The sequence below is a fragment of the Paenibacillus pinihumi DSM 23905 = JCM 16419 genome (genome assembly GCF_000422505.1).
Lineage (GTDB): Bacteria > Bacillota > Bacilli > Paenibacillales > Paenibacillaceae > Paenibacillus_D > Paenibacillus_D pinihumi.
On the sequence record NZ_AULX01000028.1, the window covers coordinates 106,549 to 119,621 of the forward strand.

Below are 13,073 nucleotides of genomic sequence, written 5' to 3' on the forward strand. Positions count from 1 at the left end.
GGTTGATCTGCGGCAGGGCCGGTTTGTTGCTTGTACGGCTTCCGTTTCACGGGTATCAAACGCCGTTTAATAATGAATCGGGCCTCCCTCCTGCTGAACCGGATGGTATAAGTGCAGGTAGGTTTTGGCTGTATGGTCATGCATCGTCGGAATCTGATAGGAGCCTTGGCGGTTCATATAAGCAAACAGCTCATATGCCTGATTGGCACAGCTCAGCGATCCGTCTATCATCATCTGGCGGACGTTCGGATCTGCGCACTCAAGCGCAGCATTCATCTGATTTTTAGCCCCGTTCTTATGGCAGGTCAGCGCGTAGCTTGCAATCTGCCCGTCGGAGAAGAGCGCTGCGCTCCCTCCCCCTAGCTGCACCTGCTGGTCAGCAGGATGGCGCAAGCCATAGCGGATATGCTCCGGGCTTAGCTGTGGCGGCTGATATGTGGGTACCCCTGCCTGAGCGGCAGAATAATCGTGGGTATACCCGACCATTTGATTGTAGCCTGACTTCATGCTGCCCAGTTGATTCTCCAATATAGATCTTAGCTCCGGAGCTTGAGCCTGTGCCGCGTAAAAGGACAGCTGCTCAATTGCATTTTTCTTTTCCGTTAATATTTCATGGGCTTCCAGCGTCTCTCTGGCTCCAAATGGCATGTAAACTCTCCTTTTTGTGTTGTTGTACCTGCTTCATGCCGGCAGCATCGCGGGCGCTGAAGCGGGTAGTCATGGTGCATCGCAATATCAAAGGAGCACTCTCAGAAAGTCTGCCACAAAACAAGGCCATTTAGACGCTGTTCGCCGAAATTGATCGTTTCCCATTTCGAAAATTGAAATGGGCTTACTTCATGCTGTCCAATGCTTCAATTGCATAATTTAATTCGACATCCTGTCCGTCGATATATTTTTGCTTGAAGGTTTGCTCATTGAGCGGTACTTTGACATCAGGGGCTACCCCGCCTTGCCCGCTATAATTGCTGTCTACCTGAATCGTTTGGCTGTAGTTCAGCGATCTCCCGTCCGGGAACTGCAAAATATAGCCTTCCGGCATTTCAAATTCGATGGGAACCGACAACAGCCCGAAGGAAGCGGCCGTTGATGTAAAACCGACAACTTTCACGCGCGGCAACCCTTTTAAAACCAATGGAACTCCTTCTCCCGAACTGGCTGTTCTGCTGTTGATCAGGACTGCAATTTTACCTGCGAAGTTGACAGGAGCCGACGGGTTGACAAATGTCGTCTCCGGCTGGTTCAATTCAAAGTCGCCTGTCATTCGGTTGTAGTAACTGGCATATTCATAAAAATTCTTTTCACCCACGAAGTATTCTAAAAACTTGGCTGCCAGCTGATCCTCACCGCCCGGATTGTCCCGAAGATCAATAATAATTCCCTTGGCTTGCTGAAAGAATTTCAGTTCCCTTTCGACTGTCTGTCCCGGTCCCGAAAAGATCTCCTCCGCCAGGAAATGTCTGATTTTCATATAACCGTAGCCGTTGTCCAGCAGCTTTGCTTCAAATGGAGGATCTTCTTTTTTCAGCTTGGGTCTTGTCAGCTTCAATGTCTCAAACTGATCGTCATAAGCCGTTAGCTGTGCTTTCCTAATTTCCTGCTCGCCGTTATTTTTGAATTCTACCTGCACCGTCTGGCCAATCGCACCCCTTACCATAAACCGCCCCTGATTAATCCGTTTGACCTCATCTGTCGCAGATGGAGTCTCGCTCCAGGTCGCTTGATCAAGGGCTGCCTGCGCGGACTGGCTATTCCATGTCACAAGTTCTGCGCCTGTCTTGATGCCGCTTTTGTCGGCAGGCGAATCCTTCAATACGAGTGTCACCAGGATCTTGCCGTCATCCAATTGGGCCGCACTCAGTCCGAAGCCGCCTCCGGCTTCTTCTTTGAATACTTCATTGCCGTCAAAAAGCTGCTCATTGACAATCCGGATATGTCCGTCACGGAATGCGTACAGGTAGTCACGGAGCGTTTTATAATACAGTGTCTTATCCTGCTCTTTCTCCGCTTTTTCAAATATTGGCTTGTACTGCTTCTCGAGCTGTTCCCAGTCTACTTTCTTCCATACCCCAAACGGATACTCCCTGGACAATCTGTCGTTCATTTCCGTGAATGCCCCGGTATAGCTCATTCCGCTGAGTTTGCTCACAGGGTTATAGCGCATCTCTCCTGCATACATTAATGCCATTACAATGGGGACCAGGCCGCAAGCGCATAATGCGGCGACCGCCACGGCAAGCTTGGGACCGCGTCTGGCAGTAACTGGCTTGGATGGACGGAACGCATAAAATGTAAATTTCCATGTACAAATGAATATGACTGCTGTCAAACCGTAGAGAACCAGGGACGGCAGCGAAAAATCACCGTACACCATACTGCCTGCAGCTAACAGAATCCCCACCCCCGGCAAAAATCCAAACCATCTATAGCGCTTCCTTACGGGCAGTGCACATCCAACCAGGATGACCACAATCAGCACGCAAAGCAGCATCGTAAAAACGGTAAGCCACTTAAACGAATCCAATACTTCCACGACTACGTTCATCTTGAGTGCCTCCAGCCTCGTATGTTAGATCTGTGTTTTACTCAGATTATTGCAAAATTATGAACGGAGCATGAACTATTGAAACTTCGCAACAAAAAAAGGCCAAAGCCGGAATTCCGGTTAGCCTGTTTTGCCAAACTTGGTTTTCATAATTCGTTCAGCCGGCAGGAAATACTTTAGGCAGCCTGACAATAAAGGTTGTTCCCTCTCCAAGGGCGCTCTTGACCTCAATGCTGCCATGATGGAGAGCAATAATCTTTTTCACAATTGCCAGCCCCAATCCGCTCCCGTTAATGCTGCGGTCACGCGACCGGTCCGTCTTGTAGAAACGGTCGAATACATGCTTCTGATCTTCTTCCGCAATACCGATCCCGGAATCAGTAATGGAAATGATGTAATCGGATGAATTAAAGCTGATATCAATCAAAATCTGTCCGCCATCCGGTGTGAATTTAATGCTGTTGCCAATCAAATTCATCCATACCTGGCTTAATAGATCCGTATCAGCCTGTATCTTGAGGGCAGGGGGCGACCACAGGTCAATATGAATATCTTTTGTAATACATAACGGTTCACACACGACCATGGTCTGTCTGATCTGCTCATCAAGGTTGAAGGTTTGCAGCTCGAAAGGATGCTGCTGGATGTCCAGGGAAGCCAATTTAAGCAAGTTGTCACTAAGCCTGGACAACCGCTCGCTCTCTTTAAGGATAATATCCAAGTAATAATTCCGCTTCTCATCAGAGACCAAATGGCTCAGCTTGAGTGCTTTGGCAAAGCCTGAGATCGATGTCAGCGGCGACTGGATTTCATGAGAGACATTGGACACAAAATCCTGCCGCATCTGCTCCAGCTGCTTCAGCTCGCTGGCCATCTCATTGAAACTTTGTGCCAGAGTGCCAAATTCATCCTTGCGCTTCATTTGCAGCACAACATCAAAATCCCCTTTACCCAACCGCTTGGTTGCCTTGGTCATCATCTTCAGCGGCTTAACCAGGTACCTTGCAGCAATAAGAATGCCCAGACTTCCAATTCCGAGTACGAGAGCAAGTATAGTGAAAAACAACCTCGTAATCGTATGTTCATTTTTGCCGGACGGCTTCAAAAACAGAGCGTAGGACTCCCCTTTATACTGAAAAGGCAAGCCTCCAAACATGACTTCACTGCTGTTCTCCGACCAATAGGGTTCTCCGGACAGTACCTGTCTTACGTGCTCAGGCAATATTTGCTCCCCTTTTTTATCAATCTCCCAACCGTAAACATCCACTTCGCCATCCGTTTTGTAAATCCGTGCCGGGTAGGACAGAAGCTTCACAATATTCATTATGAATGATTTCCGGTCCTGATCAGGCGTCTGCTGATATACACGAATCATATCCTCTGCCGCAGTTGTCATTTCCTTGATTTGAATGTCCTTTAATTCCTTCTCAAAAATCATAATGCTGATCAGGAAAGCAGACACCAGAGCAACAATGATAACGGCCAAAAAAGTAAGGACAACGCGGACATACAGAGTTCTGATCATGCTTTCACCACAAGCCGGTAGCCCAGGCTCCTGGCCGTCTCAATCTGGAAATAGGAGGCATCGTCGGCGAATCGTTCCCGCAGCCTTTTGATATGGACATCAACAGTCCGGTCATCCCCCTCATAATCAACTCCCCAAATCTGCACAATCAACTGCTCCCTTGTAAAAATCTGTCCCTGATGGCTCGCAAGCTTGAACAGCAATTCAAATTCTTTAAGCGGCAGAGCCAGTTCCTCTCCATCCCGCAGCAATTTGAAGGTACTACGATTCAGCTCCAATCTGCCAATCTTTACACTTTGAGATGATGAGATCCGGTAACGCTTCATCAAAGCTTTGACGCGCATGACCAGTTCCATCGGATCAAAGGGCTTTGTCAGGTAGTCGTCTGTCCCGAGTTGAAAGCCCTTTACCTTTTGCCCGGATTCCCCTTTGGCCGTTACCATCAGCAGCGGCATGTCCGGATAGCGGTTGCGAATTTCCCGGCACAGGTCCCAGCCGTCCATATGCGGCATCATAATGTCGAGTATGACCAGATCGATTGAAGTATTCCCCATCACGGACAGTGCCTCGACACCGTTTGGAGATTCCACAATTTCAAAGCCTTCATTTTGCAAAAAAAGAGCGATCAATTCACGGATATGCGCATCGTCATCCACAATTAAAATTTTGGCCATATGGTATTGCACCCCTTCGAAAACTCGCTTGTATGTATTAGAGACTGCCTCAAGCTCGTACAGGTACAGCAGCTTAAAAAAAGACTGCAAGGGAACTCCCCTGCAGCCTTGTTCGACTAGTTAAAAACGACAGTTTTGTTCTGATGGACAATCACTCTGTCTTCAATATGCCATTTCACAGCACGGGCAAGCACAATTCTTTCAATTGTCCGGCCAATCCGTTTCAAATTCTCTACATTGTCACGGTGGCTTACACGTTGAACGTCCTGCTCAATGATTGGTCCGCCATCGAGTTCCTCCGTTACATAGTGCGCGGTAGCCCCGATAATTTTCACCCCGCGTTTGTAAGCTTGAGCATAAGGGCTGCCCCCGATGAATGCCGGAAGGAAAGAATGGTGAATATTAATAATACGGTTAGGGAAATGCTCAATAAATTTCGGCGGAATAATTTGCATATAGCGTGCCAATACAATAAGGTCCGCTTTGTCGCCAACAATCTCCAGATGCTTCTTCTCAACTTCAGCCTTTGTTTCCGGAGTTACCGGAACATGGTGATATGGAATGCCGAAGGACTCCACTACTTCGCGCATATCATTGTGGTTGCTGATTACCATCGCAATATCGGCATCCAGATCGCCGGCTTTCCACTGCCACAACAGCTCAAGCAGGCAGTGATCTTCCTTGGATACAAAGATCGCAAGGCGTTTTTTGCGGCTGGCACGGAATGTGTGCCATTTCATATCGAAACGGTCTGCAACACGGGTGAAGTCCTCCTGCAGAACCGGAAGCTCCTTGTCCATATTATTCAGCTCAAATTCGAACCGGATAAAGAACATGCCGCCCTCAGGGTCCATTGTATATTGGTCCGATTGAATAATATTAGCGCCATGCTCGTATAAAAACTGAGATACCGCGGCCACAATACCCGGACGGTCCGGACAGGAAATTAGCATGCGTGCCCGATTATTTTTATATTGCTGCAACTGCGTCATTCGAATAGTTCCCCCATTGCTATTGTTCTCTTACAAAATTCTATGCTTCCACCAGCAGGGACTTGCCTGCGAACCAGGCGGTAATCCGCTGGTTGATTTCTTCTTCATTGAGGTCAGGCAGCACCTTGTGCTCCGCAACAAGATCATACAGCCTGTCCATCGGTTCACGCGGATCAGCCTTTCTGGCCTTCGCATCGCTTTTGATGATATCCCAGGTTCCCAATACGTAGGTACGCGCATCAATCTCTTCCTTGCCGAAGAAATGATGCAGACGCTCTACATGATCAAAGAAAGAATCACCAAAGCGTTCCATGGCATTGCCTCGCAGCAGGGCGATTTCGGTCTCATACATTGGACGCTGGGATTTGCTTTCCTTGCCGATCCATGGTGTCTCCAGAATAAACGGTCTGCCGGCAAGCAGCTCATGGTGTACGACATTTTTAATTGTATTGTGGCCGAGCCAGCCTGCACCAATCGGAGCGTGACGGTCCTTGGCCGCGCCGAGCGGGTTCTTGGAATCGTTGATGTGTACAACAGCAACACGATCCAGCCCCACAATCTGATCGAAGCGCTGCAGTACGCCGTCAAGATCATTGGTCAAATCATAGCCCGCATCATGCATATGGCAAGTATCCATACATATAGTCAGACGTTCATTATCACGCACCTTGTCAATAATCGCGGCAATTTCCTCGAAGCTGCGGCCAATCTCGGTTCCTTTGCCAGCCATCGTCTCAAGTGCAATATTGACATTTGTTTCCTTGGTGCCTTCCAGCACTTCATTAAGCCCTTCGGCAATTCTGGCAATTCCATATTCCGCGTCCTTGTCTGTATATGCGCCTGGATGAAGGACAATATTGCGTACACCAATCTTATCGGTACGGCGGATTTCCTCTTGCAAAAACCGGACAGCCAGCTCAAACGTATCTTCCTTGTATGAGCCAAGATTTACGATATATGGGGCATGGACGACAATCTCGTCGATCCCGCTCTGTTTCATAACTTCCTTGCCTTCATTGATATATAAATCCTCAATCGGTTTGCGTCTTGTATTTTGCGGCGCGCCCGTATAGATCATGAAAGAGCTTGAGCCGTAGGATACAGCTTCATTAGCAGCCGTTAGCAAGCCTTTGTCGGAAAAAGAAACGTGAGAGCCGATCTTTAACATGGTAACATCTCTCCTTTGGAATATAAGCAGTTTTTGAATTCATGCTTCTATCCAGCATATCCATCACAGCAAGCGGTTCATATGCTGTACTTGTCCCTCCTATTTTACAGGTAATATCGAAATAAATCTAGTAATGCTCAAAGTCTGCATCAATGGGTTTTAACGGTAAAAATAGAGGTAAAAACGTAATTAATCAGGATATTGTGGTATTAAGAGGTATAGAAGTGGGGCTAAGTTTGGGGCTACTTTTAATAAAAAAAATCGCGGGTAGGCGAGAGAAATGAGCCGCGGGGATAACTCCCTTACGGCTCATTTTACGTAATCCTTAATCTTACTTTCCAAATTTAAATTCCCACGGCTGAATGACCCTCATCCGATTATGTTGATCCGAATCCCATTGGATAAACTGCTTATCGGCAAGCTGCCGAAGAATATACTTAATCTCTCCAGTCTGTTTGCCGGTCTTTATGCAAAGTTCATGAATTGAGGGCGGCCTATTCCGAGCAACTATGAAATTGTAGCAGATCCGCAACACTTTACGATCAATATCCCTTAGCATCGAACTCACCCCAAAAACATTATAGAAAATATATGTTCGTGTTTCAATGCAGTATAAAAGCCCCTGACGGCAAGATCAGGGGCTAAAAATGTACCTCGCAGTAACCAATTGCTAAGGTATTTTTAGAATATCAAACATCTATATGTAATTCAATATTAACTAATAATTCAATGCTAAATTTAAACAAAACCATTGATAAATGATACCATATATGATATCATATAATTAGAAAGGAGGTTGAGAATGGCAAGGGTCGAAAAACTCATTGATAAGATGAGAAACCGCCCGAATGGAATAGCCTTCACGGAAGCAGCTAAAGTGCTTGAAGCTCACGGTTACAAAAACGTGAGGCAGAACGGAAGCCACTGCCAGTTTCGCAATAACGCTGGAGACGTTATAACGATAAAGAAGGATACACCACTCAAGGCGGTCTACGTAAAGGATGTACTTAACAGAATCGGGGGTTAGCCCCCGGTTCCCCGTACTCCTACATTATATCACACTGACCCTTGCTTTAATTCATGGAACATGACCTAAGTTATTACATGTCACTCCCGTACACGCTTATTATTAAAGAGATCCACGACGAGAGTGGCAAATACTTCTACGGCACCTATGCCGAGCTTGATGGCTGCCAAAGTACCGGTGATGACGTTGCGGAGCTGCTGGAAAATATGAATGAAGCCCGCTCCGGATGGCTGGAAGTAAAATTAGAGCATGGCGACCCGATCCCGGAACCTAAAGATGATTATAGCGGAAAGATCCTTTTGCGAATTCCGAAATCCCTGCATCAACAGTTGGCCGTTAAAGCAGATCTTGAAGGCATATCCTTGAATCAATATATGCTGTATAAACTGAGCAAGTAGTTCATGTTGATCTATTTCATGTCGCACTCTATGTGAGTGCGTGGATTGAAACTGATGAGAGAAGTATTAATGGGGCTTAAAAAAGGATATGCTCACCCGTTTTATGTTGAGCGGCTCAGGTCGCACTCCATGTGAGTGCGTGGATTGAAACTCCAGTTCCTGAGCTCCCGCCCCTCCACCTTCGTCGCACTCCATGTGAGTGCGTGGATTGAAACTTTATAAAGTATTATTTCACCTGCCGCGCCATGATAATCGTATTAAGCCAGGTCAACTCCGACAGCGTCAGATCTCCTTTAGAAGCTTTATCCAGCCAAGCCTTATCCCCGATTACCTTTTTATCCAGCAGCTGCTGCAACGCAGCGACCAGCATTTTTTGCTGCTCCCCTGTTAACTTCATATACTCATCCTCCTGAATTACATCATATTTGGTAAGCCCTTCCGACTTAATGATTGTCATAAGCTTTGCAGCATACTGCGGATCAGTTGCATACCCGCAGGCATAGAGAGCGGCAGCCTGCTCCTCCGGCGTTTTGGCAGCTCTTACTCGCGCGTATCGGGTGTATGCAAAGAGCAGATCCTGATCCTTGTAAAAGTCATACAAGGTGTCGTAAACCCGAAATGCCGCCGTGATATTGACCGTCTTGCCGCCGTAAACTTCCCATGTGCCCTTATTAATGACCTTCCCCCGCCAATAGGCATTAGGCTTGCCGCTGCCTACCTTGATGCCGCCAAGGTTGTACCAGGGATGGATAATGCAGCCGGTCTCAAGGATGTTCTGGGCTAATCTCACCGATGGGAACATGGGCGACCCCTCAGCCCGCACGCGTTGGACGATTGGGGCCAGATGTTGGATAAATGCCGGCCTAGACATCCTTGTCATTTGTACGAGCCTCCTTTGCCTGCTTTACGAATTGATGCCCGAAAACAGCAAATGCGCCAGCAAGCACGCCCTGAATAACAGATTCCGGACCGAAGCCAATCAGCCAGACACTCAGCAGGATAGCCGCAATGATTACGTGATAAATAATGCTCCAGCTCGGCACGCCGGGAGTATGCTTAAGGGCCACTCCCAAAATCCAACATGCTGCTACAACGACCATTAGCCGCGGATCGATCAATTCAAAAATAATGTTCCATTCCATGTCTATCAGCTCCTATGAATTATTGTGTTACCCTCATGGGCATCCAATCTTTTATGTGCTTGTTTAGAAGATTCCTCAAGTCTTGTCACTCGTTCGGCAAGATCATCGTACCGCTGGCCTTGCATCCTTATTTCAACCCGCATATCATCTACGCCCCTTTTGATGTAGTCCATATCTGATCGTAGTGTAGCGTCCTTGGCAGCCTCAGCCACCGTATCCTGTTTAACTGTGCGCGAACGCCCTAACCAACCAAGCATTAAGCCGCTGAGTGCTGCAGCAACAGATATAACCGCTGTCCAATCCATCCCCATACCTCCCCAAAATAAAAAGGCCCCGTTAGGAGCCCGCCGTTATTTATCTCTCATCAAAAACAGGACCTGCTCCGTATCCGGGTCCACTCGGTACCCAATACACTCGGCAAAGTCCTGCCCATAATCTCCATAACCCAGTTGCAGCAGCCCAACCGTATCCGGCAGACGGACCGCCAATGCCCTGTATGCAGCATAGTCCTGCTCAACTGTTGTAGGCACAACGCTGCCCGCCCGCTGGCCAGTATCTACGATGACATCGCCGGATGACCTATCGTAATAAAGCTTGCGTCCTATCTCCATACATACCTCCTATTCAGATGCGTACCAGTTTACCGGGCGGCCTATTTCCGAAGCAGCATAGTCTATTGCAAAAGTAAATGATCCCACTGCAATCGTCCATCTCAATGGATAATTATAAACATCCGGACTGCTGTTCCAGGATGTACGAACCAAATAATTAAGTGTTGAATGGCTTACATTACGAGAGGTATAAAATGTGCCAAAAATGTCTTGCCAGACTATATTTATCACTCGCGGCGTAAAGTCCAAGCCGGTTACAGTAATGTTTCGGGTGTCAAATGTACCGCTTAATGTAGTGGTCCCCTCAGCAGCACGTTTGACCGATCCAGCAACGCCGAAAATAGACTTGCCCGTTAGAATGTTGCCGGGAATCAAATTGCTGTCTCCCGCTATTGTTATCGGGCTGCTATAGTAACCGGCATCTTTGGTTTGTGCTGTTGTCTTCGGTGTGACGGTACCGCCTGCGCCCCGAACCGGTATTGTACCAGTAACAAGCCCCGCCTCTGTGCCAATCGTCTTGCCAGCCAGCACATCCGCTGCAACCGCGTCTCCATACTCACCCCCTTCACCCTGTAAGATAAAAGCCGTTCCGTTATAGACCAGCGTGTACACCGAATTCTGCCGCAGGTTACCTGCTAATAGCGTGCTGCCGTTGCTCTTGAGTATCGGCTTGGCACCGGCACCATTGAAGTTGAGTGTGGCAGCTCCGGTATTGGAGACGTGCAGCTTTACAGTTACACGCAGTCCCTCAACCAGCGCAGGCGCCGGACTAATCGTGACGGTGTATGCCGTGCTGGTACCGGCTGTTGTGCCGTATCCATTGCGGTTATTACTCAATGTGGATACAGTCTCCAGCCCCTGCGCCGTGGTTACGCCGCTGGCGCGTACCTCATTAATAGCGGCAACTGCGGATGTCTTATCGTTGGTCTGCAGCGATTGAGGCTGGCCCAAGTCTTTGCGCAGGTTATCGATATGTGCTCCGTCCTCAGTCTGCCGGGAGTCCTGTACATCTGTCTTTGTCGTCAGCCGCGCTATCTGCTGCGTATTTTGTGACACTGCCGTTCCGAGATTCCCGGCGTAAAAAACAGTAGTTTCCTGTACAGCCGCGGAATAGGCATATCGGTCAAGCATAATGTAGGAGACGTAGTATTCGGCTGTCGGGTCAACCAAGCTTGCCGCTTTATTTGTGTAATTACGCCCCTCAACGATAATCCAATCCTTCTCGATGTCTTTACCTTTATAAACTGCCAAAAAGCTTACGGTGCGGTATTTCGTGCGGCTTTCTCCCCAGAATGCGGGAGTTTCTCGACTTTGAATGAAATAATTATTGCCATCAAGTTTCGGCTTTACCTTTTCCCGCAGTACCACCGCATCTTTCATCTCCAGCACATTTACGCCGGAGAACAGGCTGATTGCACCCTCAATCCGCGCAGGGTCGGTTACTGGCTTGGCGAGCTGGTATTGCAACGTACCGTAACTCGTCCAGCCCGGAGCCTTATTTGCAATTACATATGTTTCTGGTCCGGTACCAACTGGCGGTGCGCTGCCGTCAAGAATAGACACCCACCCGGTATATGTTGAACCGTTATTAGTTGAAGCTCTCCAGCCATTGAGCAGTGCTTTCACAGCATTACCGCTAGGGTTAATGCTGTCAATCCATCCACTCACAGCGTTATCCACTGTCAAATAGATGTAATCGTTGATTAACCTTATCTGGTCTGCGCTGTCCCACACTGATGTATAAGGGATGGGTTTCCCGTCAAATCGCGCTGCTATATGTGTGTCATTTACTCCGCCAAAATTCCCATTCGCTACCCGAATCCGCTTGTAACCCGTGTAGGAGGTATCAAATGCCCAAGTATAAGATGCATCAAGCGGAATGCTTTTGACAAACCGTGTAACTGTTCGATCAAGGATACCCACCTGATCCCTTATACCATTCGGCAGGCTACGCAGCACCTCATCAATGATAATCCGCTGGTCTTCCCGCGGAACAAATGACGGCGGAAGCTTTTCCAATCCGCCAAGGACGATCATCATATCCGAAAACCTACGAGTGCTGGCAGCAATATTCCTGATATAAAAGCGTACAGCATTATTGTTGCCACTATTGAAAGTCTTTGGTGTAGTTCCGTATCCAACAATGGAGGAAGGAGTGTTTGAATCAGTGTAAATAGCAAAATCTGTTCCACCCTCCAAATTAACAGACACAGCATATTGCTGATTTGGAATTACTGGGACTACTATAAAAGCATTGGCATGTGCTGCCGTCGTGGTCAACTCAATTAAGTTTGTGCCTAAAGCAATAACAGTTGATGATGATGCTTGTGTTATGACATTTGTGGCAGGGGGAACAAGGTTACGCCCCGGATGCTCGATCAGCGCTCCCCGGACGGATTGCATACCGTCGATGTAGTTTCCGTACCTCATTTCCAACTCGTTTTTACTAAGCAGCGGAATTTCAGACACTTCTGACGAGCCGATATCGATGACAAAAACGCCATCAATGGTGAACTCATCAGTTTCTGCTGATCCTGCATCCTGCATCATTAAGGTAATGTTAATCTTCGGTGTGTTCGCAGGAAGTAAAACATTATAAAACACAAAATCTTCTGCCGCCGATACTGCGAGGTTAGCAAATGTTGTATCAGCAGTGTGCGACCCATTTCCTACCCTGAAACGAGTCGAATTCCCTTTAGCTTTGATCCATGCTGTAACTAAATACCTTTTGCTTGAATCAAGATTAAGATTCTTATATATCCGGGGGTTAGATGATGTGGAAAAAATAAGCTTCTGTGCCCAATCACCAAATTTTCCTTTTGTCCTGGACGGTATTCCTGGCCCTCCACTTCCAAACGTTGATATCCAGCCATCCGCAACACCATCGTTATTGCTGTCTTTTTCGAAGTTTCCTTCCGGCTCCCAGTTAACCAACGTCCGCCCATATACCGTACCGTCGAACAGACTGGGTTGGTCCGTCTCTATCTTGTT

General features: G+C 47.7%; 12 protein-coding genes and 1 pseudogene. 2 read left to right on the forward strand and 11 right to left on the reverse strand.

The features are described from left to right. Positions 1-66: 66 nt before the first annotated feature. The 6 genes from H583_RS0110685 to H583_RS0110710 form a co-directional block, all read right to left on the reverse strand. On the reverse strand, positions 67-648 hold the full coding sequence (locus H583_RS0110685; RefSeq protein ID WP_028560464.1) for a spore coat protein: 582 nt from the start codon (positions 646-648) through the stop codon (positions 67-69). A 184-nt stretch (positions 649-832) separates the two neighbouring features. Next, positions 833-2,545, reverse strand: coding sequence for a S41 family peptidase (locus tag H583_RS0110690; RefSeq protein WP_028560465.1), 1,713 nt, complete (start codon positions 2,543-2,545; stop codon positions 833-835). A gap of 157 nt (positions 2,546-2,702) precedes the next feature. Next, positions 2,703-4,070 (reverse strand): sensor histidine kinase, encoded by a 1,368-nt coding sequence (locus H583_RS0110695; protein WP_028560466.1) that lies wholly within the window; start codon positions 4,068-4,070, stop codon positions 2,703-2,705. After that, on the reverse strand, positions 4,067-4,744 hold the full coding sequence (locus H583_RS0110700; protein WP_028560467.1) for a response regulator transcription factor: 678 nt from the start codon (positions 4,742-4,744) through the stop codon (positions 4,067-4,069). Before H583_RS0110700 ends, H583_RS0110695 begins: the two co-directional genes overlap by 4 nt. 116 nt (positions 4,745-4,860) lie before the next feature. Next, a complete protein-coding gene (gene purU, locus H583_RS0110705) occupies positions 4,861-5,736 on the reverse strand; it encodes a formyltetrahydrofolate deformylase (RefSeq protein ID WP_036709169.1) in 876 nt (291 codons plus the stop codon). Between the two features lie 40 nt (positions 5,737-5,776). Next, on the reverse strand, positions 5,777-6,904 hold the full coding sequence (locus tag H583_RS0110710) for a deoxyribonuclease IV (protein WP_028560469.1): 1,128 nt from the start codon (positions 6,902-6,904) through the stop codon (positions 5,777-5,779). Positions 6,905-7,706: 802 nt separating this feature from the next. Here H583_RS0110710 and H583_RS0110720 point away from each other — a divergent pair. Further along, the gene (locus tag H583_RS0110720) at positions 7,707-7,931 is read left to right on the forward strand and encodes a type II toxin-antitoxin system HicA family toxin (RefSeq protein WP_028560471.1); all 225 of its coding nucleotides are present in this window, start codon (positions 7,707-7,709) and stop codon (positions 7,929-7,931) included. A gap of 77 nt (positions 7,932-8,008) precedes the next feature. Beyond that, entirely contained in the window at positions 8,009-8,329 is a 321-nt protein-coding gene (locus H583_RS0110725) for a toxin-antitoxin system HicB family antitoxin (RefSeq protein WP_028560472.1), read from the forward strand. A 226-nt stretch (positions 8,330-8,555) separates the two neighbouring features. On the opposite strand, the gene H583_RS32550 is transcribed toward H583_RS0110725, so the two are convergent. The 5 genes and pseudogenes from H583_RS32550 to H583_RS35275 form a co-directional block, all read right to left on the reverse strand. Next, positions 8,556-9,209, reverse strand: a complete 654-nt coding sequence (locus H583_RS32550) for a glycoside hydrolase family 73 protein (protein WP_051236297.1) — start codon at positions 9,207-9,209, stop codon at positions 8,556-8,558. Then, the gene (locus tag H583_RS0110735) at positions 9,193-9,471 is read right to left on the reverse strand and encodes a phage holin family protein (protein WP_028560473.1); all 279 of its coding nucleotides are present in this window, start codon (positions 9,469-9,471) and stop codon (positions 9,193-9,195) included. The genes H583_RS32550 and H583_RS0110735 overlap by 17 nt, the downstream gene beginning before the upstream one ends. Positions 9,472-9,476: 5 nt before the next feature. Then, positions 9,477-9,776 (reverse strand): hypothetical protein, encoded by a 300-nt coding sequence (locus tag H583_RS0110740; protein ID WP_028560474.1) that lies wholly within the window; start codon positions 9,774-9,776, stop codon positions 9,477-9,479. 45 nt (positions 9,777-9,821) lie between these two features. Continuing rightward, on the reverse strand, positions 9,822-10,082 hold the full coding sequence (locus H583_RS32555; RefSeq protein ID WP_051236299.1) for a hypothetical protein: 261 nt from the start codon (positions 10,080-10,082) through the stop codon (positions 9,822-9,824). A gap of 9 nt (positions 10,083-10,091) precedes the next feature. Continuing rightward, positions 10,092-13,073, reverse strand: a pseudogene (locus H583_RS35275) (hypothetical protein); the annotation flags it as partial.

Excerpts from the sequence above, each read along its gene's own strand:
- H583_RS0110690 (WP_028560465.1), bottom strand. The coding sequence starts at position 2,545 with ATGAACGTAGTCGTGGAAGTATTGGATTCGTTTAAGTGGCTTACCGTT.
- purU (WP_036709169.1), bottom strand. The coding sequence starts at position 5,736 with ATGACGCAGTTGCAGCAATATAAAAATAATCGGGCACGCATGCTAATT.
- H583_RS0110695 (WP_028560466.1), bottom strand. The coding sequence starts at position 4,070 with ATGATCAGAACTCTGTATGTCCGCGTTGTCCTTACTTTTTTGGCCGTT.
- H583_RS0110735 (WP_028560473.1), bottom strand. The coding sequence starts at position 9,471 with ATGGAATGGAACATTATTTTTGAATTGATCGATCCGCGGCTAATGGTC.
- H583_RS32555 (WP_051236299.1), bottom strand. The coding sequence starts at position 10,082 with ATGGAGATAGGACGCAAGCTTTATTACGATAGGTCATCCGGCGATGTC.
- H583_RS0110720 (WP_028560471.1), top strand. The coding sequence starts at position 7,707 with ATGGCAAGGGTCGAAAAACTCATTGATAAGATGAGAAACCGCCCGAAT.
- H583_RS0110710 (WP_028560469.1), bottom strand. The coding sequence starts at position 6,904 with ATGTTAAAGATCGGCTCTCACGTTTCTTTTTCCGACAAAGGCTTGCTA.
- H583_RS0110700 (WP_028560467.1), bottom strand. The coding sequence starts at position 4,744 with ATGGCCAAAATTTTAATTGTGGATGACGATGCGCATATCCGTGAATTG.
- H583_RS0110685 (WP_028560464.1), bottom strand. The coding sequence starts at position 648 with ATGCCATTTGGAGCCAGAGAGACGCTGGAAGCCCATGAAATATTAACG.
- H583_RS0110740 (WP_028560474.1), bottom strand. The coding sequence starts at position 9,776 with ATGGATTGGACAGCGGTTATATCTGTTGCTGCAGCACTCAGCGGCTTA.
- H583_RS0110725 (WP_028560472.1), top strand. The coding sequence starts at position 8,009 with ATGTCACTCCCGTACACGCTTATTATTAAAGAGATCCACGACGAGAGT.
- H583_RS32550 (WP_051236297.1), bottom strand. The coding sequence starts at position 9,209 with ATGACAAGGATGTCTAGGCCGGCATTTATCCAACATCTGGCCCCAATC.